This is a genomic window from Corynebacterium sp. HMSC08A12 (assembly GCF_001807485.1).
GTDB lineage: Bacteria > Actinomycetota > Actinomycetes > Mycobacteriales > Mycobacteriaceae > Corynebacterium > Corynebacterium evansiae.
The window spans coordinates 1-24976 of the sequence record NZ_KV789189.1 but is presented as its reverse complement, the minus strand read 5'-3'; the positions used below and the strand labels follow the sequence as shown (position 1 = coordinate 24976).

20 protein-coding genes are annotated in these 24976 nt (G+C 64.9%); 12 read left to right on the top strand and 8 right to left on the bottom strand.

The genetic code is table 11. The annotated features are described in order from the left end of the window. Window positions 1–56 precede the first annotated feature (56 nt). A complete protein-coding gene (locus tag HMPREF3166_RS08300) occupies window positions 57–755 on the top strand; it encodes a hypothetical protein (RefSeq protein ID WP_070488680.1) in 699 nt (232 codons plus the stop codon). Between the two features lie 87 nt (window positions 756–842). On the opposite strand, the gene HMPREF3166_RS08295 is transcribed toward HMPREF3166_RS08300, so the two are convergent. Next, a complete protein-coding gene (locus HMPREF3166_RS08295; protein ID WP_070488678.1) occupies window positions 843–1262 on the bottom strand; it encodes a hypothetical protein in 420 nt (139 codons plus the stop codon). 208 nt (window positions 1263–1470) lie between these two features. Between HMPREF3166_RS08295 and HMPREF3166_RS08290 the strand changes: the two genes are divergently transcribed. Genes HMPREF3166_RS08290 through HMPREF3166_RS08280 form a run of 3 tightly spaced genes read left to right on the top strand, consistent with a single transcriptional unit; the run spans window position 1471 to window position 5164 of the window. Next, window positions 1471–2298, top strand: coding sequence for a hypothetical protein (locus HMPREF3166_RS08290; RefSeq protein ID WP_070488677.1), 828 nt, complete (start codon window positions 1471–1473; stop codon window positions 2296–2298). Then, entirely contained in the window at window positions 2282–4087 is a 1806-nt protein-coding gene (locus HMPREF3166_RS08285) for a Y-family DNA polymerase (protein ID WP_070488675.1), read from the top strand. Before HMPREF3166_RS08290 ends, HMPREF3166_RS08285 begins: the two co-directional genes overlap by 17 nt. Before the next feature lie 36 nt (window positions 4088–4123). Continuing rightward, a complete protein-coding gene (locus HMPREF3166_RS08280) occupies window positions 4124–5164 on the top strand; it encodes a sucrase ferredoxin (protein ID WP_070488673.1) in 1041 nt (346 codons plus the stop codon). A 79-nt stretch (window positions 5165–5243) separates the two neighbouring features. Here HMPREF3166_RS08280 and HMPREF3166_RS08275 read toward each other — a convergent pair whose 3' ends face one another. From HMPREF3166_RS08275 to HMPREF3166_RS08265, 3 genes are read right to left on the bottom strand one after another with little or no spacing between them, the layout of a single operon-like run. Then, complete coding sequence (locus HMPREF3166_RS08275; RefSeq protein ID WP_034984925.1) at window positions 5244–5924, bottom strand: methionine ABC transporter permease; 681 nt, start codon at window positions 5922–5924, stop codon at window positions 5244–5246. After that, a complete protein-coding gene (locus HMPREF3166_RS08270) occupies window positions 5921–7024 on the bottom strand; it encodes a methionine ABC transporter ATP-binding protein (protein ID WP_210383936.1) in 1104 nt (367 codons plus the stop codon). Before HMPREF3166_RS08270 ends, HMPREF3166_RS08275 begins: the two co-directional genes overlap by 4 nt. A 44-nt stretch (window positions 7025–7068) precedes the next feature. Next, entirely contained in the window at window positions 7069–7929 is an 861-nt protein-coding gene (locus HMPREF3166_RS08265) for a MetQ/NlpA family ABC transporter substrate-binding protein (RefSeq protein ID WP_049049777.1), read from the bottom strand. A 161-nt stretch (window positions 7930–8090) separates the two neighbouring features. Between HMPREF3166_RS08265 and HMPREF3166_RS08260 the strand changes: the two genes are divergently transcribed. Together HMPREF3166_RS08260 and HMPREF3166_RS08255 are read left to right on the top strand one after the other, a co-directional pair. Then, window positions 8091–11552 (top strand): error-prone DNA polymerase, encoded by a 3462-nt coding sequence (locus HMPREF3166_RS08260; RefSeq protein WP_070488671.1) that lies wholly within the window; start codon window positions 8091–8093, stop codon window positions 11550–11552. 80 nt (window positions 11553–11632) lie between these two features. After that, a complete protein-coding gene (locus HMPREF3166_RS08255) occupies window positions 11633–13057 on the top strand; it encodes a CE1 family esterase (RefSeq protein ID WP_237744666.1) in 1425 nt (474 codons plus the stop codon). A 51-nt stretch (window positions 13058–13108) separates the two neighbouring features. Here HMPREF3166_RS08255 and HMPREF3166_RS08250 read toward each other — a convergent pair whose 3' ends face one another. Then, the gene (locus tag HMPREF3166_RS08250; protein ID WP_070488669.1) at window positions 13109–14317 is read right to left on the bottom strand and encodes a DUF4272 domain-containing protein; all 1209 of its coding nucleotides are present in this window, start codon (window positions 14315–14317) and stop codon (window positions 13109–13111) included. Window positions 14318–14418: 101 nt separating this feature from the next. Between HMPREF3166_RS08250 and HMPREF3166_RS08245 the strand changes: the two genes are divergently transcribed. Both HMPREF3166_RS08245 and HMPREF3166_RS08240 read left to right on the top strand, forming a co-directional pair. Further along, complete coding sequence (locus tag HMPREF3166_RS08245) at window positions 14419–16212, top strand: alpha/beta hydrolase family protein (RefSeq protein ID WP_070488667.1); 1794 nt, start codon at window positions 14419–14421, stop codon at window positions 16210–16212. Window positions 16213–16384: 172 nt separating this feature from the next. Next, window positions 16385–17662: an alpha-hydroxy acid oxidase gene (locus tag HMPREF3166_RS08240; protein ID WP_035003094.1), complete on the top strand. Its 1278-nt coding sequence runs from the start codon at window positions 16385–16387 to the stop codon at window positions 17660–17662. A 10-nt stretch (window positions 17663–17672) separates the two neighbouring features. Here the strand turns inward: HMPREF3166_RS08240 and HMPREF3166_RS08235 are convergent, their stop codons facing one another. Then, window positions 17673–18953, bottom strand: coding sequence for a saccharopine dehydrogenase family protein (locus HMPREF3166_RS08235; protein WP_070488665.1), 1281 nt, complete (start codon window positions 18951–18953; stop codon window positions 17673–17675). A gap of 30 nt (window positions 18954–18983) precedes the next feature. Here HMPREF3166_RS08235 and HMPREF3166_RS08230 point away from each other — a divergent pair, with 30 nt between their 5' ends. The 4 genes from HMPREF3166_RS08230 to HMPREF3166_RS08215 all read left to right on the top strand — a co-directional run bounded on the left by HMPREF3166_RS08230 (window position 18984) and on the right by HMPREF3166_RS08215 (window position 21502). Continuing rightward, window positions 18984–19499: a tRNA (cytidine(34)-2'-O)-methyltransferase gene (locus tag HMPREF3166_RS08230; protein WP_035003096.1), complete on the top strand. Its 516-nt coding sequence runs from the start codon at window positions 18984–18986 to the stop codon at window positions 19497–19499. Between the two features lie 90 nt (window positions 19500–19589). Then, entirely contained in the window at window positions 19590–20219 is a 630-nt protein-coding gene (locus HMPREF3166_RS08225) for a hypothetical protein (protein ID WP_070488663.1), read from the top strand. Window positions 20220–20292: 73 nt separating this feature from the next. Then, on the top strand, window positions 20293–21150 hold the full coding sequence (locus tag HMPREF3166_RS08220; RefSeq protein WP_083293854.1) for a bifunctional methylenetetrahydrofolate dehydrogenase/methenyltetrahydrofolate cyclohydrolase: 858 nt from the start codon (window positions 20293–20295) through the stop codon (window positions 21148–21150). After that, the gene (locus HMPREF3166_RS08215) at window positions 21143–21502 is read left to right on the top strand and encodes a DUF3017 domain-containing protein (protein ID WP_070488659.1); all 360 of its coding nucleotides are present in this window, start codon (window positions 21143–21145) and stop codon (window positions 21500–21502) included. Before HMPREF3166_RS08220 ends, HMPREF3166_RS08215 begins: the two co-directional genes overlap by 8 nt. Here HMPREF3166_RS08215 and HMPREF3166_RS08210 read toward each other — a convergent pair. Together HMPREF3166_RS08210 and HMPREF3166_RS08205 are read right to left on the bottom strand one after the other, a co-directional pair. Continuing rightward, window positions 21499–22677: a homoserine O-acetyltransferase MetX gene (locus HMPREF3166_RS08210; protein WP_070488657.1), complete on the bottom strand. Its 1179-nt coding sequence runs from the start codon at window positions 22675–22677 to the stop codon at window positions 21499–21501. The two genes, HMPREF3166_RS08215 and HMPREF3166_RS08210, sit on opposite strands and share 4 nt — an antisense overlap. 34 nt (window positions 22678–22711) lie before the next feature. After that, on the bottom strand, window positions 22712–24043 hold the full coding sequence (locus tag HMPREF3166_RS08205) for an O-acetylhomoserine/O-acetylserine sulfhydrylase (RefSeq protein ID WP_070488655.1): 1332 nt from the start codon (window positions 24041–24043) through the stop codon (window positions 22712–22714). Window positions 24044–24976 lie beyond the last annotated feature (933 nt).

Genomic DNA, 24976 nt, shown 5'->3' with positions numbered 1-24976 from the left:
CTTTAGCGCGAAGTCGTTTGCAGACCCATGCAAAGTTGATCGAAAGGTATTCCTCTATGGCTTCTAAGTTTGTTCGTAGCGCAACCGCTATTGCCGCAGCATCTGCACTGGCTTTCGGTGGCGTGAGTGTTGCATCCGCTGCTCCGGCTGGCTCCCTGGGAGGGCTGACCGGCTCCCTGGGTGGCAAGAAGGGCCTGGATACCCCGGAGGGGGACAAGGTCAAGCTGGGTAACGTCGGTGGCCCTGCCTGGAATGTTGACGTCTACAAGCAGGTTCATGGCGCAACCACCGTTGCTCCGGGCGCTACCGTGAAGACCCGTGTTGTGATTCAGGGTGTGAAGGGCAAGACCCGCATCGATGAGGTCCTTGAGTGGATGCCGAAGGGCTTCAAGCTGGTGAAGGTTGAGCGCATGAAGGGTGGTCTGCTGGGTAACGGTGTCCACGAGCTGGGTCAGGGCGAGTACGCGGTTACTGAGAACAAGGATCGGACCGAGGTTCGCGTTTCTTGGGAGGAGGGTCTGCTGATTAAGCAGAAGCCTACCGTCGATACCGCCACCCCACTGCTGCTGGACTTCACTTGGAAGGCTCCAGAGAAGGAAGGTACCTACAAGAACGGTGCCGGCGCTAAGGTCGGCGCTGCTGTGAACAACAACAAGGTCTTCGACAATGGCACCCCGATCGTAGTGAAGAAGGGGGCAGCTCCGGCTGGCTCCGGCGCTTCCGGCAGCCTGTCCGGTAGCCTCTCCGGCTCCTAATAAAAGCTGAAATAGCTTTTCGGCCCGCATTCCCCGGCGTTTGGGGGAGTGCGGGCCGTTTTGCTTGCACGCGGTGCTCTTTGAGCGCTACTTCTTGTTCTTGTCGATCGGCTTGATGTGCGCGGTGCCGTCGATGTGTGGGTAGATGAACCAGGTGTACGCGCTGGCGATGACCCACATGATGGCCATGAGAACCCACGAGCGCGTATTCAGTAGCGGGAGCGCCATCAGTGCGATCCATAGTGGGAACAGGGGTGCGACCTGCGCTGCGCTGGTGCGGTAACGCTCGCCACGCTTTTCCACCTCTGCGCGTACCTGTCGGCGGTAGGGGTGGCTAAACGTCAGGAGTAGTGCCGCGCCGACGTTGAGGATCAGCACGATAGCTTGAAAGCCGGGCGCGAGCGGCGCAACCATAATGCCCACTGCCAGGCCGAAGAGTACCGAGGCGGCGGCACGCACGGGCGTGGGTGGGGCGATGACGGGCTCGTTGCGGTTTGTTGGGCTCATGGTTGCCTATTTTAGGTGACGCCACCTTTTCCGCCCCCTTCAACCTGCGTCTTTGTTGCCGCGTTTGACGCTGCTGCGCGGGGAGGGATATATTCGACCCCAGCGAGTTAGAACAGGTGTTCTAATATGTGTTGCGTGCGGGGTAGCCCTGTACGAGGGCGCTGATAGAACATGCGGTGTCGGACAAGAGGGAAGGGAGGTGGCAACCATGGCGCAGTCTGCAGGGGAATCTGCGGCGCAGGCGACGATTGCCAGCCTGCGGCGTAAGATGCAGCAGATCGAATCCGGGGGAGCTCCGATGGCCAGCGCCTCGAGTGCGGCGGTGCTGGGATCGGCGCCGGTGGGGAAGGGGGCGTCACAAAGAAAAGAATCACAAAGAAGAGACAGCGTGCGTGTCGCACCGGTTCCGGCGTGGCTGGCCGAGCACCTGCCGGGTGGCGGGGTGGCGCGTGGACAGGCGACGCAGATTTCGGATTGCCCGGCGGTGCTGGTGGATGTGCTGGCGCACCTGACGGCGCAGGGGATGTGCGTGGCGGTGGTCGATTATCCGCGGCTGGCGATCGCGGCGGTGGCGGCCGCTGGCGGCGACGTGGAGCGACTGGTGCTGGTGCCGGATTCCACCCCGCACACGGCGGCAGTGCTGGGCACGCTGGTGGAAGGGATGGATGTGGTGCTGTTTGCGGCGGGTGGGCAGCTCGGCAAGCAGGGCGGTGGCGGGGCCGTGAGCTCGACCGTAGCGCCGACCTTCGCGCGACCCGTGGAGGCGCGGCTGCGGAAGAGCGAATGTGCCTTGCTGGTGTGTGGGAAGGCGTGGCCGCAGGCCAGGATGCACGTGGAACTGCAGGTATGCGGTGTGCTGGGGCTGCGTCGCGGGAGTGGGCGCATCCGTGCCGTGGAGGTCGCGGGGCGCGTGTGGGGTAAGGCTCAGCCGCCGAGTGCGGTGCGGGCGACGATTGGTGCAGAGGGCATAGAGAGCACAGCGGGCACAGCGGGCACAGTGGGCACAGAGGATACGGCACATGCGTACTCCGGATAGCGCGGTGCGGGTGGCGCCTGCAACCCACAACAGGCGGGTGGCAGTGCTGTGGTTCCCGGATTGGCCGGTGTACGTCCAGGCGCAGTCGCGCGGGTGGGACGTGCTGGCGCCCGCCGCAGTGATCGCCGATTATCGGGTGCTGGCCTGCAATGCGGCCGCGCGCGCCCAGGGAATCCGGATCGGAATGAAGCAGCGGCACACGCTGGCGGCGTACCCGCAGCTGAACGTCGCGGCGGACGATCCCACCCGGCAGGCCTCCGTGCACGAGGACGTGCTGGCCGCGCTGCAGGACGTCAGCGCGGTCGTGGAGACCCTACGGCCCGGACTACTTGCCTTCCCCGTAGATGCACTAGCCAGGTACTACGGCGACGAGGCCAGTGCGGTGGAGAAGCTGCTGGATGCCGCCGCGCGGATACACGCCGACTGTCTGGCCGGCGTGGCCGATGACTTGGTCTCGGCGGTATGGGCGGCCCGGCTGGGCAAGAGTATCCCCGTGGGCGGCAGTGCGGAGTTCATCGCGGAGCTGCCGATCAGCGTGCTGAGCATCGAACCGGAGCTGCGCGCCCCCGCACACCTCAGCGCCACCTTGCAGCAGCTGGGGCTGCGTACGATGCGCGACTTTGCCGGATTGCCACGCGCGGACGTGGCCGCGCGCTTCGGACAGGAGGCCGTGGAGTGGCACCGCATCGCCAGCGGGCACGTCGACCGGGATGTTGCACCCCGGCGGCACCGGGAAGACCTCGAGCTGCGCTACGAGGCTGACGAGCCCATCGCGCGTACAGAAACCGCCGCATTCATTGCCCGGCACGTGGCCACTGCGCTGCACAACAAGCTCTTCGCCGTCGGCGAGGCCTGCCTGCGTCTGGCCGTGCGGGCCTACCTGGAACCCCCGGTGGGATACACCGGGCCGACCGTCATCGAGAGGCTGTGGCGCTGCCGCGAACCGCTCTCGGAACAGGACACCGCCCAGCGGGTGCGCTGGCAGCTCGACGGCTGGCTCACCCGGCTGCGCGCCGGGGTGGGGACGGCTGGCGGAGCTACCGGAGAGGTCGACGAGGCCGACTGGGCGGACAACACCGTCGGGGTGACGTGCATCGAACTCGTACCTGTGGAGACCGTCCCGGCGGGTAGCCTGGCTGCGCCACTGTGGGGCGGGCCAGATGAAGGCATCCGCGCCGCCCGCGCCGCCGCCGGGCGGGCGCAAGCACTGATCGGCATGAACCGCGTGCTCCGTCCCATCCACCGCGGAGGCCGTGCCGTAGCCCGGCGTATCGCCACCGTGCCCTACGGCGAGGACGACCCGGAGGAGGTGACCGCCCTGCCGACCCGCCAATGGGAAGGGCAGCTGTTGCCCCCTCTGCCAGGGCTGATCGGTTCGCCAAACAGTGATAATGGCGCCCCCGGTGCCAGCGGTCGCAACTCCGGCGGCCGTGGCCCCAGCGAACGCAATCCCAGCGCCGCGCATCCAGCAGCGCGGCTGGCGCTGCTGGACCGCCAGGGTGATGCCGTGTACGTCACCGGCCGCGGGCTGATGAGCTCCCCGCCGGAAACCCTGCAATGGGGCGCCCGGCGGCTCCGCATCACCGGATGGGCCGGCCCCTGGCCGGTCGACGAGCACTGGTGGGCCGAGGGGAAGCGCTACGCCCGGCTGCAGGTCGCAGCCCGCGAGGAAACCCGCGAAGAAACCCATAGTGAGTCCCACAGCGGACACCGCAAGGATGCTCCGAAAGACTATGCATTTCTGCTGGTATGTAAAGGGAAGCAGTGGCGGATCGAAGCGACTTACTAGCCCGCCTGTAGCTTCCAACTTGGTACTGTTGTAGGCATGCCTACAACTAGAAACGCGCAGGCCGGACAGCCCGAAACTGGGAAGCCCGCCACTCAGACCTCCGGCGGAATCTACGCGGACATGTGCTCCCAGCGGACCGATGAGGCTCTCCCCGGCACCGCCAAGCCGGGCAAGATCATCCTCGCCCTCGAGTTCGTCACCAACTGGGGCCACGACATCCTCGACGGCACCGCGCTAGGGGAGGAGCTCACCGAGAAGGTCGAGAAGTTCCTCAAGGACAACGGCGCTCAACTGCAGTTCATCCGCCGCCCCGGCCGCGAAGGTCAGCAGCGCGCAGCCAGCTCCACCCGGCAGCTATACATCAGCTGGGCCGAAGGCTACGGCGACGACCCCACGCCCATCCTCGAAAGCCTGCAGGTTTCCGGCCCCGAGGCGCTGCTGGATCTCGACCTCAGCGCCCCCGGCGCCGCCGGTGGCCAGCGCATCGACGGCCCACTGCTTCTGGTGTGCACCCACGGCAAGCGCGACAAGTGCTGCGCGGTCTTCGGCCGCCCGGTAGCCGACGAGCTCACTGCCAAGTACGGCCAGATGGTCTGGGAATCCTCCCACACCAAGGGTCACCGCTTCGCCCCCTCCATGATCCTGCTGCCCCACAACTACTCCTATGGACAGCTCGGCACCGCCGGCGCCAGCAGCATGCTGGAGCGCGCCAAGCAAGGCGAGCTGTGGCTGGAGGGCTGCCGCGGCCGCGGAGTCTGGGACCCGGTCGGCCAGGCCGCGGAACTGGCCGTGGCGGAGAAGCTGGCCAGCGAAGGCCGCCACGTCAAGCTCGCCAGCATGCGCGTGACCAAGCCGGAAGCGGCCGGAGACGCAGACTCCGCCACCGAGGTGCGCGTCGTAACCATTCGCCCAGAAGCGGGCACGGAAGCGAACCCAGAAGCAGGCACAGATGCGAACTCAGCAGCCGGCGCAGAACAAGAAATCACGGTCCGCCTGAGCTCGCACCCAGGCGGAACCTCCGTTCCCTCCTGTGGCAAGGGGCCCAAACAGACCGTGACGTGGGTCGCGGAATTCTAAACGCACAACAAAACCCCGGGGGCAGTTCATTCTGTGAACTAGCACCCGGGGTTTCGTGCTCTCTAGCAGCGCGTGCTGACTAGCGGCGCATGATCTTCTTCGACAGCCAGTTTCCGCCCAGCTGCGCGATCTGCACGATCACGATGATCACTGCGACGGTCGTCCACGTAACGGCGTCATTAAACGAGCGGTAACCGTAGACAATCGCGAAGTCACCCAGACCACCTGCACCGATGTAACCAGCCATGGCGGACATATCCACGATGGCGATGAACATGAAGGTGAAGCCCAGGATCAGCGGGCCCAGCGCCTCGGGGATGATCACCGTGAAGATGATCTTCAGCGGCGAGGCACCCATCGCCTTGGCGGCCTCGATCACGCCCGGGTCGATCGCCACCAGGTTCTGCTCGAAAATACGCGCAGCGCCGAAGGTGGCGGCGACGACCATGCCGACGATGGCCGCTTCCGTACCGATACGGCTCTGCACCACCAGGTCCGTCAGCGGGCCGATCGCCGTCAGCAAGATGATGAACGGGATCGGGCGGATGAAGTTCACCAGGAAGTTCGTGATCCAGTAGACCACCCGGTTCTGCAGAATGCCGCCCTTGCGGGTGGTGTACAGCAGCAGGCCGATGATCAGGCCCAGTACCGAGGAGATCAGCAGCGTGATCGAGACCATGTACAGCGTCTCGAAAATCGCCTTCTGGAACGTGTTGCCGTAGCGGTCCCAATCCATTTGCGCGAGGGTCATCGTGTTCATCGGATCTCCTCAATCTCGGTGGAATCCTGCATGTGGCTGTGGAATTCCTCGATTGCCTTCTCGCCGTCGGCATTGTGGGCCGTCAGGCGCAGGGTAAGGCGGCCGAAACTGTGGTTCTGGAGGGTGGTGACGCCACCGTGGACGATGTTTACCGTCACCCCTGCAGCGGACAGCTTCGAGATGGCATCGAAAAACCCGATCCCCTCGGCCATGGTCACAGTGAAGAGACGACCGTTTTCGGACTGCAGCGCCTCCGCCTCGACCATGTCGGGGGTGTTGCGCAGCGAGGTGGCCACGAAGTTGGCGGCAGTCTTCGTCTGCGGGTTGGAAAATACCTCGTAGACGCTGCCCTGCTCCACGATGCGGCCGTTTTCCATCACGATCACGGAGTCGGCGATGGAACGCACAACCTCCATCTCGTGGGTGATCACCACGATGGTGATGCCGAGCTCGCGGTTCACCTTACGCAGCAGCTCCAGCACGTCGCGGGTGGTGGAGGGGTCCAGCGCGCTCGTGGCCTCGTCGGCCAGCAGCAGGCTGGGGTTGGTGGCCAGCGCGCGGGCGATGCCGACGCGCTGCTTCTGGCCACCGGACAGCTGCTCCGGATAGGCCTTGCCCTTATCGGACAGGCCGACGAACTCCAGCAGTTCCTTGACGCGCTCTTCCCGCTGCTGCTTGGGCATGCCCTGCAGGCGCAGTGGGTAGGCGACGTTACCTGCCACGTTGCGGGAGGAAAACAGGTTGAACTGCTGGAAGATCATGCCGATATCGCTGCGCAGCTTGCGCATCTGCGATTCCGGCAAGGGAACGATGTCCTGGCCGTCCAGCAGGATCTGCCCGCTGGTGGGGCGGTCCAGGCCGTTGATCTGCCGGACAAGGGTGGACTTGCCGGCGCCGGAGTAGCCGATGATGCCGACGATGGAGCCCGCCGCGATCTGCGTGTTGATGTCCTGCAGGGCGTGAATTTCCTTCTTGCCCTGCTTGAAGACCTTCGTCACGTCACGGAAGACGATCTCCGTGCCGGTACTGCCGGTACTGCCGGCAGCGCCGGTGTTGCCGGTGCTGGGCTGGTCGACGCCAGGTTGTGCGTCTGTAGCCATAGGGAACCTCTTTTAAGAGTTGGGGTTAGTAGTGCCGATTGGGCCTACTTCTTGATCTGGCCCTCAGTGTCCTTCAGAACCTTAGCCAGCTCCTCCGGGCCCATCTGGACCTGGACGGAGGTGCCCTTGGACTGCTCGTTCAGTGCATCCTGAACGTCCTTGGAGTGCCAGACCTCAACGAGCTTCTTCAGATCCTCGTCGTCCTTGTTCTCCTCGGTGGTGACGAAGGCGTTGATGAACGGCTTGGCGGACTCTGCCTTCGGGTCATCCTCGACGATGGCGGACTTCGGGTCGATGTTGCCGCGCTCCAGGAAGGAGTTGTTGATGACGGCCGGGGTGCCGTCCTTGTAGGCGGTCACAGTCTGGGCGGCGTCCACCGGGGTGACCTTGACCTTGGACTTACCCTCGTCGATGTCGGCCGGGGTCGGGGAGAGGATCTTGTCATCCTTCAGCTTCACCAGGCCAGCGGATGCCAGCACGTGCAGGGCGCGGCCCTGGTTGGTCGGGTCGTTCGGGATGGCAACCTCGCCGGCTTCCTCGATGTCCTTGACCTCGCTGTGGTCCTGGTAGTACACGCCCAGCGGGATGATCTCGGTGGCGCCGATCGGCACCAGGTTGGAGTCGTTGTTTACGTTGTAGTCAGCCAGGAACATCAGGTGCTGGAAGTTGTTGACGTCGATCTCGCCGTCGGCCAGCGCGCGGTTCGGCAGGCTGTAGTCGCCGAACGGAACCAGCTCAACGTTCAGGCCTTCTTCCTTGGCCTTTTCCTCAAACACCTGCCACTGCTTCTGGCCCTGGTCGGTGGTGCCGACCTTGATCGTGTCGTCGTCACCGCCGCAGGCGGTCAAGCTGAAGGCCATAACTGCTGCAGCTACACCGGCTGCTACTTTACGGCGAAGGGACATGGGATCCTCCTGGATAGTCATGGGGCCCGGTGCTCTGTCGAATGTCCGGGCTGAACTGTGCGATTAAAGTAGCACTCTAAACCAGAATGAACAACTTAGTCTAGTCTCAGTTTTGGCCGCCCTTGAGGGGAGTTTGCCCACTCTGGCGAATAATAGAATAGGTGTTCTATAATCGCTCTGTGTCTGTTGAACCCCGCGACCCCGCCGGCGAGCCAAACCCGGCATCTCGCCGCACGCTACGCAAGCCGCAATCCAGGAGCTTTTCCCAGGGGCGGCCGCTTAGCTGGGCGCAGCTCGAAAGCGTTCTATCCGGCAGAGGGCCGGGGCTGCGGAACCTCCGCGCGGTCGGAGTAGGGGAAGGTCAGCAGCGCACCACGTCTCTCGACTTTGCGGAGGCGGATGGCACTGGGGCCGAGGGGGCGTCACAAAAAGGAATAACCACCCCCTTCGCAGAGCTCCACGCCTGCAGCGCCTACAACTTCCTACGTGGCGCGAGCCAGCCCGAGCAGATGGTTGCAACGGCTTGTGAACTGGGGCTAAGCGCGCTTGCGTGCGTGGACCGCGACGGCTTCTACGGGGCGGCGCGCTTCGCTACGGCGGTGGCGGAGAGTGAAGCGGACCTCGCTACGGTATTCGGCGCGGAGCTGAGCCTCGACGTGCCACTCACGGTGCTGTGCAAGGGGCGCGAAGGCTACACGCGGCTCAGCCGGGTTATTGCTGACGCCCGCATGGCCGACCCGGACAAAGATTCCGTCCGGTACCCCAGCCTGCCCCGGCTGTCGGAGGCGGCGGGCGGCCACTGGCTAGTGCTGCTGGATTGGCGCTGGGCGGACGCGCGACTAGTGGACATCTTCGGCGCGGACAACGTCGTAGTGGAGCTGCAACACACGATGAACCCCGCCGACGCCGACCGCAACGAACGCCTCCACGCCCTGGCGGTGCGCCACGGCCTACGCGAGATCGTCAGCAGTGCCCCGACGTGCGCCACCCCGAAACACTCCCGGCTGGCTGGGGCGAAGGCCGCACTGCACGAGCGGAAAGATATGGCCGCCGCGGAGCCGACCACCCACCCGGTCGGCGGCTCGTGGCTGCGCTCGGGAGAGGAGATGCTGCAGCTTGCGGGCGATTGCGAGTGGCTGGCGCGCGCCGTGGAGACCACCGTGCAGGTTGCCGAAGAATGTGCCTTCACGCTGGACCTTGTAGCGCCGAACCTGCCCCACTTCCCCGTACCGGAGGGGTACACGGAAATGACCTGGCTGCGCGCCATCACCGAACGCGGCGGGGCGCAGCGCTACGGCCAGCGGGGTTCCTCCGCCGCCGCCAACCAGGCCTGGGCCACCATCGACCGCGAGCTGGAAACCATCGAGCAGCTGGGGTTTCCAGGCTACTTCCTGATCGTCCATGACATCGTCTCCTTCTGCCACGAGAACAATATCTTCTGCCAGGGGCGAGGATCCGCCGCGAACTCCGCGGTGTGCTTTGCGTTGGGGATCACGACGGTGGACGCGGTGGCCTCCGGCCTGCTCTTCGAGCGTTTCCTCTCCCCGGAACGCGACGGGCCACCCGACATCGACCTCGACATCGAATCCGGGCGGCGCGAGGAGGCGATCCAGTACGTGTACTCCCGCTATGGCCGCGAGAACGCCGCGCAGGTGGCGAACGTGATCACCTACCGCCGCCGAGGCGCCACCCGCGATGCCGGACGTGCCCTCGGCTACGCGCCGGGCCAGATCGATGCCTGGACCCGCCACCCGGAACAGACCCCCGACGCAGTGCAGCACTTAGCCGAGCAGATGCTGGACCACCCCCGCCACCTGGGTATTCACTCCGGCGGCATGGTGATCTGCGACCGTCCGATCGCGCAAGTTGTGCCGACGGAATGGGCGCGGATGGAAGGCCGCTCGGTGGTGCAGTGGGACAAGGACGACTGCGCGGCCGTGGGGCTGGTGAAGTTCGACCTGCTGGGACTGGGCATGCTGGAGGCGCTGCACCACGCGGTGGACCAGGTGCGCGCCCACCGGGGCCGGGAGGTGGAGCTGTGGCGGCTGGACCCCACGGAGCCGGAGGTCTACGCGATGCTCTCCCGCGCGGACGCGGTGGGAGTGTTCCAGGTGGAATCCCGCGCGCAGATGTCCACCCTGCCGCGCCTGAAGCCGCGCACCTTCTACGACCTCGTGGTGGAGGTCGCGCTGATCCGCCCCGGCCCCATCCAGGGCGGCTCCGTGCACCCCTATATTCGCCGCCGCAATGGCCTGGAGCCCGTGACTTTCGACCACCCGTGCCTGGAGCCCGCGCTGACGAAGACCCTGGGCATCCCGCTATTCCAGGAGCAGCTGATGCAGATGGCCGTGGATGCCGCGGGCTTTAGCGGCGCCGAGGCCGATACCCTGCGCCGGGCGATGGGATCCAAGCGCTCGCCGCAGAAGATGGAGCGGCTGAAAAAGCGCTTCTACCAGGGATTAGAGGCGAAGAACGGGATCCGCGGGGTAGTGGCTGACCGGTTGTGGGACAAGATCGTAGCCTTCGCCAGCTACGGCTTCCCGGAATCACACTCGCAATCTTTCGCCTCCCTGGTCTACTACTCCGCGTGGTTCAAGTACCACTATCCGGCGGAGTTCTGCGTGGCCCTGCTGCGCGCCCAGCCGATGGGGTTCTACTCGCCGCAGTCCCTGCTGGCCGACGCGCGCCGACACGGCGTGGAGGTTCTTCCCGTGGACGTGAACGCTTCGGACGTGCAGGTGGATGCGGTTGTTTCCTTAATGACGCCCCCACGTACCAACCGGCCCACGGGAGTTCACGGGCTAGGCCGGGGGACCGGCGAGCCGGTGGGGCAGATCCGGCTGGGGCTCAGCGGGGCGGGCGGGGTGAAGGGGATCTCCGCAGAGGTGGCAGAGCGCATCGTGGAGGCGCGCGAGCGGATCGGCCGCTTCACCAGCGTGGAAGACCTATCCCGCGAAGCTGGGCTGACCGTGGCTCATGTGGAGAAGCTGGCGCGGGCGGGGGCTTTGGGGAGTCTCGGGCTAACCCGCCGCCAAGCCGTGTGGGCCGCCGGGGTGGCGGCGACCGAGCGGCCGGGAATGCTGCCGGGGACGTCCGGCGTGCATGCGCCGGCGTTGCCTGGGATGAGTGCGTTTGAGATGGTGGCGTCCGAACTAGCGACAACGAGCGTGACGACGGCCGAGCATCCGGTGCGTCTGCTGCGCGAGTACCTGAACGAGTGGCATCTACGCCCTGCACCGCGCGGTACACACCCCGGTGATGTCGCCCCGCGCGGTGGTGCGGCGGTGGTGACGGCCGATAGCCTGCTGCGCGTCCCCGATGGCACGCGGGTGCGCGTCGCGGGCGTGGTGACTCACCGGCAGCGCCCCGCAACCGCAGGTGGGGTGGTATTTTTCGGTCTGGAGGACGAGACCGGGCTGGCGAATATTGTGGTCTCGCAGGGGCTGTGGGCGCGGCAACGAGCGGTTGCGCTAAATGCAAAGATCCTGGTCGTGCGAGGGATTGTCCACAACGCGGAGGGGGCGGCCACCGTGACGGCGGATCTGCTGGAACAGGTGGAGACTCAGCTGCGGCCGGCCGGCGAGATCGCGGGAGCACACGCGGGCTCGCGAGATTTCCGCTAAGTCGGCGCTTCTCGCTGGGATGATGCTGAACACTGGGCCGGTAATTGACACAGGCGTAGCAGCCAAGAACAATCGTCCCCGTGACTCGTGAGCCTTTCGACCCGGATGACCCCCGCGCGCAACGTCGCGCGCGGGGAAACCTGGCTCGGAAGGAGCGCCTCCACCTAGCGGCGCCTCCACAGGTCAGCGATCAGGAAGCTGCGCGCTTCGGGGAGGAATCCTGGCGGGGGAGCCGGCGGCGTCATCAACAAAATCCCGAAAACCGCGCGAAGGGTGGCCGGCACCGCGCGGATCGCCGCAACAACCGCCGTGCCCCGGAGCGCCCCACTGGCAGCCGCCCCACGGAACAGCAATTCCGCCGCAGGCGCATCGCAGCAACCGTACTCGCGGTGTTTCTGCTGCTCTGCGCAGCCGGAATGGGCGTGGCCATTCAGAAAATCGCCCACGCCCCCCACGACGATCCGCAGGCGCACAACACAGTGAAGGAACCGGCGGATTTCGCCCCGACGGAAGCGGTGGCCATTCCGCCTGCAGGCCCCAACGTGCAGGTTTCCCCCGCGGTGGCGCGCATCCCGCAGCACTTCCACCCGATCCGCGAAGTGCCGAAGGCGGGACAGGACAAAACGCTCGAGCTCAAATCCGGCAAGCGCGACCGCCGGTACATCATTAACGTCCCGCGTGGCGCGCAGCGCTACGACAAGAAGCAACAGGAGGGCGCGAAGGACCAGAAACCCCTCCCGTTGATCTTCGCGTTCCACGGCTACCGCGAGCAGGCCACCCAGATGGCGCACTACACCGGCCTGGCGGGCAAAAATGCGATCGTGGTGTACCCACAGGGCATCGGCAACGCATGGGAGGGCGCCCCGTATGCGCAGGTGAAGGCTGGCGAGGACGTGCGCTTCGTCCGCGACATGCTGGACGCAGTGTCCTCCACCTACCAGGTGGATGCGAACCGGATCTACGCGACGGGCATGTCCAACGGCGGGGGCTTCGTAGGCAAGCTGGCCTGCGAGATGCCGGACGAATTCGCGGCCTTCGCGGCCGTATCCGCGGCCTACTACTCGGGCACATGGCGCGCCTGTGCGGAGAAGGGCGCGGACCCGAAGAAGCCAGAGAACGTCCGCTTCAAGCGCGGTGAAACCACCCCGTACCTGGACATTCACGGCCGAAAGGATCAGACGATCCACTACGGAGGCGGCGGACGATACGAGGACGAGTACCTGGGGGCCTTCGAGTTCTCGCAGCTATATGCGAGCCGCGCACATTGCGTGGGCGCGCCGATTGCCACCCGCGTGACGGATGCCGTGCAGCGCGTCCAGTGGCCTAACTGCGGCCAACACATGGAGGTCATGCATTTGGCCATCGGCGACGCCGGCCACACGTGGATGGGCGAGCACACGGGCGAGGCCGGTGCGGGAGCGGTGGATCGTTCGCGCGAGCGCCGCTCCAATGCGGTGACCGCGTCGGGCGAAGTCGCCGCGTTCTTTGAAGCACATCACCGGTGACGCCAACCGCTGCGGTCGCGTACACGCAATGGGGGCAGCTTAGTGCGACCTTTAAGTGGAGAGATCTACGTCGTCGTACGCGATAACCGGATCGGTCAGCCAGGCGACAGCGCGGTGGCGTTCGACAAGGGTGGAGTGATCCTGGGGCTGGAGGGTGCCAGGGCCGGTCTGGGAGGGACTATCGGACTGCAGCTCCACGGAAACCCAGCGCAAAGAGTAGATGTGCTCCGAAGCATCGCAGATTTCCGGAAGGCTGCGCAGCGGCAGTGCGGAGGCATCGCGCCCTTCGCGATCCACGGCGCGCAGTGCAGTCCGCAGGGCGGGAAGATCTACGGGGGCGAACCCGAAGACGTCAATGTCGATCAGGCCGACAGCCCAGGCGAGGAACTCAGCAGCGGTGTAGGCCCAGGCCAGCTGGTACGCATCGTCCTGCAGCTCCTGGTTATAGGCCTGTGTTCCCTGTGCTTCCTGCGTCCCCTGTACAGCCTGCGCAGCCTCCGCGGTATCGAGGAAGGACCGCTCAATCGGGGTGAGGTGGTCGAAAGCCCGCCGCGATCCAGAGCGCAACGCGTCGAAGTCCACGGGCTCGCCGTTCAACACTGCTACGGCAACGGTCGCCACCACGGACAAAGTCACGGCCCGGTTGAAGACCTCCTCGGCGGGGCGCAGCAGCACCTCAGCTTCGCTGCGCACTGGCGGCAGCGTCGTCGCCACCCGGAAACCCTTCCGCCATAGGTCCCCGCGCACGCGGCGCATCCGCTCTACGGAGCCCGGGTGCTGCGGTACAGAGTTCGCCTGCGCTCCACTGGCCTGGGAACTGCCGATCTGTGCGGGGTCCAGTAGATCCGCGCCGCCTGCATTGCGCACAGTGCCGTCGGTCAGGAAGAAAACCGCGTTGGCCTCACGCGCCCAGTCGGCGAATTCGCCCAGGTGGGAGAAGTCAAAGTCGTCGTCGCGCTCGAACACATAGTGGCGCCGCACGCTGTGGATGTGCTGCATCACCGAGTGGATGTAGGAATTAAAGCTGCCGAAGCGCTCCTCACCCTGCGTGGCGACGTAACCCTCGAAGCCTGCCAGGTGCTCCAGCAGTTCACGGGTCTGCTGCTCCTCATCCTCGCTAGCGCCATTGGCCGTGGTCTTGAGGAACGGCCGGTCCGGCGAGTCGAAGCACAACTCGCGGGAAGCGATGGCGGGCTCGCCCGGTCCGCGGAAGGGCACGTCCGCACGGACGGTGGAGTAGGCGTTCACGTAAATGCTCATGTCTTCACAGCATAGAGTTTCTCCGCTCTACCCGCACCAGTCTGTATCTAAAGGAGAAACTGTTAGGTCAGCCGTTCGGGCTTCGCTAGAATACTGGATTCATGCGCCATACGACCGCCCCCTCGCTAGCCCCCAACGGCACTGCCATCGCCTACATCGTCCGCGATGGCGGGTATCCCTACGCCGTCCAGGCAGCACTCACCGAGGATGGCGTGGGTAAGGAACGCCCCGTGCAGCTGCCCATCGAAGGTCCCGTCACGCGCGTGCTGCACTCCCCGGACGCACAGTGGATCGCCTGCGAAGTGTCCCCTAAGGGCTCCGAAAAGCTAGAGACCTTCACGGTATCTACGGATCCTGAGGTCGAAGGGGCGTCACCGCTAAGAAACACCTTCGACGCCCGCACGCACCTGGTCGAATGGGACCGCGACAAGCTGGCGATGGATGCCGTGGCGGCCGACGGCATGACGGAGGCGCGTCTGGTCGACCCGAATACGTCGCGCTACCAGGTGATGGACAGGCGCCTCGACGCGCTGCTCGTCGCCTCGGAGGCCGGGTATAGCCTCATGCGCGTTGGCCCGCGTGGCAACCGCGAACTGTTGCTGGTCAATCCTCAAGGCCGCTGGATGCCGCTGCTGCCGCCGGAGCCGGGAGCCACCACGGAGGACGGGCGGATCCTGCCGATCACGGAAAGCCGACTAGTGATCCTCGTGGTCACCGACCACGGTGCGGATCGTCGCCGACTCATGCGGCTGGTGGTGGACATCGAAGGCGAGCGCCCGGTGTGTGTGGAGCGTGAGGAGCTGATCAGTAACCCCGAGGCGGACGTTGATGAGTTCGCAATCAGCGAGGACCTGTCGACCGCCGCGGTGCTGTGGAACCAGGCGGGCATTTCCAATCTGGAGCTGCTGAGCCTTGGCGATGAACAGCGCGTGCAGGTCCGCCGCACTGTCGAACTGCCGGGCATGGTGGCCGCCGGCCTATCCATCACGGACGACGGCCAGCTGCTGGCGCTTACCGTCGAGGGGCCGAACCTGCCGCCGACGGTGGAGGTGCTGCGGCTGGAGGCCGGACGTGTAGAACCACTGGACCCGGACCGCACCGACCGCCTGGACGAGCGCGCCCGGCAGGGTGACGTCCCGGAGCTGGTCTACTACACCGCCCGCGACGGCCTGGAGCTTTCCGGCTGGCTGTATCTGCCGGAGGATCCCGCGCCAGGCCGTCCGGTGTACGTCCACCTGCACGGTGGCCCCGAGGGGCAGTCCCGGCCTGTCCACCACGACGTGCTCGCAGACATCGTCGCCGCTGGTTACACCGTGTTTACCCCCAATATTCGCGGCAGCAAGGGCAACGGCCGCGCCTTCATCCACGCCGATGACCGTTACGGTCGCTTCGCCGCGATCGACGACGTTGCGGATACTGTTTCTTTTCTTTGTGACGCCGACTTGTGCACCGCCGGACGGGTATTCCTGGGAGGCCGCAGTTACGGCGGGTTCCTGGCCGTGCTGGCGGCCGCACGCTACCCGGACATGTTCCTAGGTGTGGTGGATGCCTGCGGCATGACGAGCTTTGAGACCTACTACGAATCGACCGAGCCGTGGCTGGCGAGTGCGGCCTCCCCGAAGTACGGGTACCCGATGCACGATGCCGAACTCCTGTGGGAAATTTCTCCTCTGCACAAGGCGGAACAGATCACCACCCCGGTGCTGTTTATTCACGGCGCCAACGACTCGAACGTGCCGCTGCAGGAATCCCAACAGCTATACGACGCACTGGTGGAGCTGGGCCGCACCCCGCAGTTCCTGGAGGTGCCGGGGGAGGGCCACCAGTTTGTGAAGCCGAAGTCCCGGCAGCTGATCGGCGAGCGGATCCTGGAATTCTTCGCGGAGCTGAGCTAGGGGGGAATTGAAGTCGCTGCACCAAGGGGAAGTGCTGCAGCACACCCAGACAGCGAAGCTCGGGGAAGCGTTCTATCGTGGAATTGTTGGCCTCCAAACGGCGACCTACAAAAACCACGCTATTTCGCGCGAAAGAGCTGCGAAGACACTCTGTGAGGAGAGCGATTATCCCATGGCACACCAGAAACGCCAGATCCCGAACCCCGTTGAGATTTTCGACCTGCTGAAGTTTAAGAACCCCACCCTGGATTTCAAGGCTCGCCGCCTCAACGATGCACAGACCATCTGGGATCTGCGCGCCATCGCTAAGCGCCGCACCCCGGCCGCTGCATTCGACTACACCGATGGCGCCGCAGACGAAGAAATCTCGATGAACCGCGCCCGCCAGGCCTTCCGCGACGTGGAATTCCACCCGTCCATCCTGAACGACGTATCCAATGTGGACACCACCGCGGAGATTTTCGGCGGCAAGTCCTCCCTTCCGTTCGGCATCGCTCCGACTGGCTTTACCCGCCTGATGCAGACCGAAGGCGAACTCGCGGGCGCGAGCGCCGCGGGATCCGCGGGCATCCCGTTCTGCCTGTCCACCCTGGGCACCACCAGCATTGAGGACGTGCAGAAGGCCAACCCGAACGGTCGCAACTGGTTCCAGCTGTACGTGATGAAGGAGCGCGAGATCTCCTACGGCCTGGTGGAACGCGCGGCCAAGGCCGGCTTCGATACCCTGCTGTTCACCGTGGATACCCCCGTCGCCGGTAACCGCCTGCGCGATGCCCGCAACGGCTTTTCCATCCCACCGGAGATTTCCCTGGGTACCGTGCTCAACGCCATCCCGCGCCCCTGGTGGTGGTGGGACTTCCTGACCACCCCGCCGCTGGAGTTCGCCTCCCTGACCAGCACCGGCGGAACGGTTGGCGAACTGTTGGACTCCGCTATGGACCCCTCCATCAAGTTTGAGGATCTGAAGACTATTCGCGAGATGTGGCCCGGAAAGCTGGTTGTCAAGGGCGTGCAGAATCTGCCGGATTCTAAGAAGCTGGCCGACCTGGGCGTCGATGGCATCATTCTGTCTAACCACGGCGGCCGTCAGTTGGATCGCGCGCCTGTGCCTTTCCAGCTGCTGCCGGAGGTCGCTCGCGAGGTCGGTAACGACGTGGACGTGGCTATGGATACAGGCATTATGAATGGCGCGGACATCGTCGCTGCGATCGCCAAGGGCGCGAAGTTCACCTTGATCGGCCGCGCGTACCTCTACGGCCTGATGGCTGGCGGCGAGGCCGGCGTGAACCGCGCCATCGAGATCCTGGCCAGCGAGGTGCGCCGCACCATGCGTCTGCTGCAGGTTTCCTCCCTGGACGAGCTGACCCCGGAGCACGTCACCCAGCTCAACACCCTGAACCTAAACCAGGTGAACGGTGTGCCCGAGGACGAGCAGAACCTGTTCAGCTAGGCATGTTCAGCTAGTCGCTGAACTTCATGCCCGCGTCGCTGAGGCGGCGCACGTAGGGCATACCCAAGCCGGTGGCAGGAGTGAGTACTCCGCCGCCGGTTTTTCCTTGGTAGGAGGAGCCTGTCGGCAGTTCGGCGTCACAAAGAACAAGGGTGAGCGCAGCCTCGCTAAGCATCATGGACGTGCCCTTATACCCCGGGTCGGCGTCCAGGCTGATGGTCTGCTGGTAGGTGCTGCCGCCTGTGCCTACGCCGAAATGCGTGGTGTGGAAGAAACCGGCATCGCGTTCGGCCTCGGACGGCCCCTCGCCGGGCTCCGGCACCCAACGGGAGAGGAACGTGCGCAGCTTGTCCTGGTTCAGCGCCGCCACCGCAGTGCCCAGTACCGCGCCCATGGTGAAGGCGCGCACGCGACCCTTCAGCCTCTTGCCGGTGTACTGGTATTCGCTGTAGCGCAGCTTATCGCCGTATTCGTAGCCGAGCAGCGCGTTCGAGCGGCGAACCACGCGCGTGTTGGATCCCGCCATGATGAACGGCCCGGCCCAGACGTCCTCTCCGTCGCTAGCACTAGCACCCCCGATGTCGCTTTCCCGCACCACCCCGAAGTCCGGCTGCTTGCCCAGGTCCGGCTCGTTGGCGCGGTCGGGGGAGAGGGTGTACGGGTCGGCCAGCATCCGCTTTTTCTCCGGGCTGCCTTTGGCAGCGGCGAACTGTTCGCGCATCGAGTCGACCGTGCCGCCAGAGAGCCCACCCTTCATCTTCACGATCATGGTGGCGGACTTGAGAGTGTCTTTGTTTTCGGACGCCCTCTGCCCCAGCAGCAGCATTCCCAGGTCACTTGGAACGGAATCGAAGCCGCAGGCGTGGACGATGCGCGCCCCGCTGGCAGTAGCGCGATCGTGGTAGGAATCGGCAGATTCGCGCATGAAGAGCACCTCTCCGGCGAGGTCGACGTAGTGCGTTCCGTGGGTTGCGCATTCGCGGACCAACGGGAAGCCGTGGCGGTAGTAGGGGCCGACGGTGGAGATGACCACGCGGGTGTTGCGGACTAGCTTCTCCAGGGAGCGATTATCGCTGGAATCGGCGATGACCAGCGGGAATTCCTTGGCCCGCGGGTGCTTTGCAGCCAGCTGCTCGCGCAGGGCTTCTAGCTTGGTCTGGTTCCGGCCAGCCAGGGCGATGCGCACGTCGGCGGGGGCGTTGGCCGCCAGGTAGCCGGCGGTCAGCGCGCCGACGAAACCGGTGGCACCCATCAGGGTGATGTCGAAGCTGCGGGAGGGGGAGTTGCTCATGGCTACATTTGTACCGGTTAGATTGAGGGAATGACGTCTGAAAACCAGTTTGCGGGTGTGAACCCACCACTGCACGTAGTGTTCGACCGCCCGGAGATCCCCCCGAACACGGGCAACGCCATCCGCATGTGCGCGGGCACGGGGGCTTCGCTGCACCTGGCTGGGCCGCTCGCCTTCAAGTTCGACGACAAGCACGTGCGCCGGGCGGGGCTGGATTACCACGAACTGGCAGACGTGCACGTCCACGAGGGGATCGATGAGGCGCTGGCTCACGTGACTGATCCGGCACGCGGCTCGGGCCGGGTATTCGCCTTCACCGCGCAGACGGGTACGTGGTTTACGGAGGTGGACTACCGGCCGGGTGACGTGCTGCTCTTCGGCCCGGAGCCGACTGGCCTGGCCGACGAGGTGCTGGCCGACCCGCGGGTGACGGCGAAGGTGCGCATCCCGATGCTGCCGGGGCGGCGGTCCATGAACCTATCGAACGCGGCGGCGGTGGCGGCCTACGAGGCGTGGCGTCAGTTGGGCTTCGCCGGTGGGGTTTAGCGGGGAACATTCCTACGCCCCAGCCCCTCCCATAACCATGTTCATCTTTTTGCCCAGCCAAAGCGCCCGTCTTCTGACAGGATCGGTGGCATGACGTACCCTCACTACGGCTCACCTGCCCCCATGCCCGCCTACGGGTATGCCCCGCCGCCTCAAACCGGCCAGGACTCTCGCTTCATGCCCCTGCTCATCGGCTGGCTCGCTGCCTTCCTCATGCCGATCGTGTACTGCGTCCTGCGCTTCGTGTTCTATGGCAAGGACTGGGTGGGAATACTCCTCGTCGCCGCCGCGATCGGCCCGCTCTTCTTCGGCATCCAGTGCCTCCTCAACTTCGTGGCACTCGCAATCCCGAAGTGGTGCAAGGATTCCCTCGCTATTTTCTGGGGCGGCATGCTCGTGTGGTGGGGCAGCGCGGCTGCGTTCGCTGTGGTTCCGGGCTGGGATTTTCGCGAAGAAATCAAGGAGTACGGGGATAAAGCTTGGCCCACCGGGGGACCTGACGGCCGGGATGTAGTGACTACAGAAGAAGGGCAGCGCTACCTCGAAATCCTCGATAACTGGCTGGATACTGAAACGACCCTGCAGCACACTCTCACTATCCCCACCCTGGCCGCGCTGGCCGGAATCGCCATCGTCGTCATCGGCGTGGTTGTGGCCGCCATGAACCCTGTTCGTCAGACTGTCGCATATGCGCCGCACTGGCCCGGCAGGCCCTACTAGTTCTTGTACTAGTTGCTCTTTTAGCCATGACGCCACCTCGATCCCAGCGAGCCCGCGTGGAATAATGGGGCTCATGGCAGCTACTAAATTGGATGGAAAACTCTACCGCGACGAGATCTTCGCCGACCTGGAACAGCGCGTCGCCGCGCTGAAGGAAAAGGGCGTGACTCCCGGCCTGGCCACCGTGCTGGTGGGCGACGACCCGGCCAGCCACTCCTATGTGCGCATGAAGCACAAGGACTGCGAGCAGATCGGCGTGAACTCCATCCGCAAGGACCTCCCGGCGGACGTTTCCCAGGAAGAGCTCAACGCAGTCATCGACGAGCTGAACGCCGACGATGCCTGCACCGGCTACATTGTGCAGCTGCCGCTGCCGAAGCACCTGGATGAAAACGCCGTGTTGGAGCGCATCGACCCGGACAAGGATGCCGATGGCCTGCACCCGGTAAACCTGGGCAAGCTGGTGCTCAACGAGCCCGCCCCGCTGCCTTGCACCCCCAACGGTGCGATCCACCTGCTCCGTCGCTTCGGCGTAGAGCTAAACGGCGCGAAGGTCGTCGTTATCGGCCGCGGCGTGACAGTCGGTCGCCCGATTGGCCTGATGCTCACCCGTCGCAGCGAGAATGCAACCGTCACCCTGTGCCACACCGGCACCAAGGATCTGGCAGCGGAGACGAAGGCCGCGGACGTGATCGTCGCCGCCGCGGGCGTGCCGCACATGATCACCGCGGACATGGTCAAGCCGGGCGCGGCGATCCTGGACGTGGGAGTCTCCCGCGGCGAGGACGGCAAGCTGAAGGGCGACGTGCACCCGGACGTGTGGGATGTCGCCGGCGCCGTGTCCCCGAACCCCGGGGGAGTGGGCCCGCTGACCCGCGCCTTCCTGGTGCGCAACGTCGTCGAGCGCGCGGAGAAGCTGCTGCGTGGCTAATCGCTCCCGCCCCGCCCGCATCGGCGACGCCCGCCAGCGACTCCTCGACAACCCCCACGACCGAAACAACCCGCCCTCCCGGTTCTCCCGCTCCGTCCAACACGCACTGCTGGGGCTGTTCGGGCTAATGCTGCTGGCTGTGCTGGCGCTGTTGTTGGTGGACAGGTGGCGTCGAGCTAGCGTCATGCTGGGCAGCGCGATGATCTACCTGGCCGTGCTACGCCTACTCCTGGATTCCCGCGTGCTGGGCGTGCTGGCGGTGCGTTCGCGCAAATTCGATACCGCCTTCACCGCCGCCATCGGCATAATCATTCTGTGGATCGCCGTGAGCGTCGACCCACTGACCAGCTAAGCCCGCGCAGCGCCCTCGGTCCCTTCGGCGATAATCTCCGCCTTCGCCAGGAACTTCGCCAACACCTGCCCCATCTGACGCGATTCGATCAGGAACCCATCGTGGCCTGTCGGCGAGGTGATCTTCGACATGCCGATGAAATCCCCCAGGTTGCGCGACAGGTGCTCCTGCTGGTGCAGCGGGTACAGAATGTCGGTATCCACACCCACCACCATCGTCGGTACCTCACACGAGCCCAAGGCGGCGTTCATGCCACCCCGGCCACGGCCGACGTCGTGCCTATTTAGTGCGTCGGTCAGCACTACATAGCTGCCCGCATCGAAGCGCGCGACCAGCTTCTCGGCCTGGCGATCCAGGTAACTCTCCACCGCGAAACGCTGGTGAGGGTCGCGGTACGGCCCGTAGGGGTTTTCACCGTTCTGCGGATCCACCCCGAAACGCTCATCGACTTCCAGCTCACCTCGATACGTCAGGTGCGCGATGCGGCGCGCCTGCCCCAGCCCATGCGAAGGAACCTCGCCCGAGTCGTAGTAATCGCCGCCCTGCCAGGCCGGATCCGCCTCAATGAAGCGAATCTGGCTGGACTGCAGGCCAATCTGCCACGCAGACGCACGCGCGCTCACCGCGATCGGTAACGCCGCGTTGACCATCTCCGGGTACATGAGCGACCACTCCAGCACCCGCGCCCCGCCCATCGAGGCACCCACAAGGGCATGGATCTTTGTGACGCCCACACGCTCCAACAACAGCCGTTCCGCCGTAACCATGTCACGGATCGACAAAGCGGGGAATCGCGAACCCCACGCCTGGCCGTCGGGGTGCGGCGAACTCGGGCCGGTGGACCCCTGGCAGCCGCCCAGCACATTGGCACAAAGCACCAGGTAGCGGGTGGTGTCGATCGGCTTGTTCGGACCCACCATGTCCGCCCACCAGTCGGCGGCATTGCCATCGCCAGTAAGGGCATGCTCGATCAGCACAATCGGCCGCTCCTCCGGGGACAGTCCCGGCTCGGGGCCAGCGGAGAACTCGGCATAGTCCGCGGCGCCATCCGGAGAGTCGTAGAACGCGAAGTAGCGGAGTTCGGCGTCAAAAATAGTTACACCCGCCTCCGTGACCACGTCGCCGATAGAGACCGTGCGCGATGCGCCAGAGGCGGGGAGGAACTCGGGGTTCATGGGAATCAGCCTAAAGCCTAGAAACCAACCGGCCTTAAATGGCCGCGAAGCCGCGCTTCAGGTCGTCGATGATGTCGGTGATGTCCTCAATGCCCACGGACAGGCGAACCGTAGCGTGGGACACGCCCGCGCGGGCCAGGCCGTGCGCATCGGACTGCGAGTGGGTGGTGGTGGCTGGGTGCACCACCAGGGAACGCACGTCGCCAACATTTGCTAGGTCAGAGTGCAGTTGCAGGGCATCGATGAAGGCCCAGGCCTTTGCCTTCGCCTCCTCCGAGGTGGGGTCGTCGACCTTCAGGTCGAAGCTCAAGACAGAGCCGGTGTACTCCAGGCCCAGCTCCTCCTTGACCTTGAACCACGGGGAAGTTGGCAGGCCCGCATAGTTCACGGTGGCCACCTGCGGCTGCTCGGCCAGGAACTCCGCCACGGCCTTCGCGTTCTCGTTGTGCTTGGCGATGCGCAGGGTCAGGGTATCTAGGCCCTGGGCCACAACCCATGCGTTGAACGGGGAGAGGGTGGCGCCCGTGTCGCGGATGATGCCCGCGCGGAGCTTCATGCCGAAGGCCGCCGGGGCCAGGTCCACGTACTTCAGACCGTGGTAGGCCGGGTCGGGGTTCACGAAGCCGGGGAAGACCGGCTGGCCGTCGCACTCGACGGACCAGTCGAAGGAGCCGCCGTCGACGATGATGCCGCCCAGGCCCGAGCCGTTGCCCGTGTAGAACTTCGTCAGGGATGCAACCACGACGTCCGCGCCCAACTCCAGCGGGCGGACCAGCGCGGCGGTGGCCAGGGTGTTGTCCACGATCAGCGGGACCTGGTTTGCGTGGGCGACCTCCGCGACGGCCGGGATGTTCAGCACGTCTGCCTGCGGGTTTGCGAAGGTCTCTGCGAAGAAGGCCTTGGTGTTCGGGCGGACGGCGGCCTTCCAGGACTCCGGGTCGTCGGGGTTTTCCACGAAGGTGGTCTCGATGCCCAGCTTCGGCAGGGTGTGCTGCAGCAGGGTCTCGGTGCCGCCGTAGAGGCGCGGGGAGGAGACGATGTGGTCGCCGGCGCCGGCCAGGTTGAGGATCGCGGCGGTCTCGGCAGCCATGCCGGAGGCGAAAGCGACCGCGTGCACGCCGCCTTCCAGGGAGTTCAGGCGGTTCTCCAGCGCCTCGACGGTGGGGTTGGTCAGGCGGGAGTAGATGGGGCCCAGGTCTTCCAGGTGGAAGCGCTGCTTGGCATGCTCTGCGTCGTTGAAGACGTAGCTGGTGGTGAAGTGGATCGGCAGGTTGCGCGCGCCGGTGTCGCCGACGGGCTGGCCCGCGTGGATCTGGCGGGTGGCGAAGCCCCACTGCTCTGCGTTCTCGTTGTTGTACTTCGGCATTGGTGTGGTCCTCTGCTGTTGGGGTTTGTTGTTTGTTGGCGCTTTGGTTTGCTGTTTAGCTTTGCTGTGTTACGACGATAGACCCACGTGCGCTAAAAGTAAACCGCTCTGTCTACTTTTTTCTTATTGACGCCATAAAGCCCCAGTTGGGAGGGTATTTGCTGCTTGCGAAAACGCTGTACCGCTTGGTCTAGAACTATTCTGCTTCCGCCTGCTATGTTGCCGCTGAGCTCCGCTTGCTATGTTGCCGCCGAGCTTCACGGCTTTGCTGGGGTGTGGCGCTTTACTGGGGGTGGTGCCCCTATAGGGAGTGTCTCTACTGGGGTGAAATGTCGGAAAAGTTGCAGAACGTTATTGGTAGCGATACTCGGTAGTGTAAATGCGCTGGTCACGGGGCTGCGTGACCGAGCCTCGTTTTTGGTCACGAGACGTTTTGCAACTTTTCCGACATTTAAGGCGCTTTGGGGTGCTGGTGGCGCCCCGCCGCCCATGGTTTCGCACCCCTGCCACTCATGATTTTGCAACTTTTCCGACACCTAAGGCCTCGTTGGCGGGCGAAATGTCGCTAGAACGGCAATACGTTATCGACAACCGTTTGCAAATATGCAAAACCGCTGGTCAGGAGGTTGGCGCCGGAGTGATACATTTTTCAGAGGCGGCGTATTCCCGATCTAACGACATTTGGGGTTACTGGGGTCCAGCTGGGTGAAGCTGAGGGGAGGCGAGCGTGAGGATGGTGGGGATTATGAGACTAGCGAGGATGATGGGACTAGTGGGGTGGGGGGATGGGTCGGTGAGAATGGCGGGGATGGGGCTGGTGGGAATGGCGGGGATGGGTGAGGTGGAGGCGGAGTCGGGTGTGGGGCGGACTCAGGCATAAGAAAACCCCAGCGCCAGCAGCAGTGAACTAGCCCCCGAAAGTTGGACTGGTTT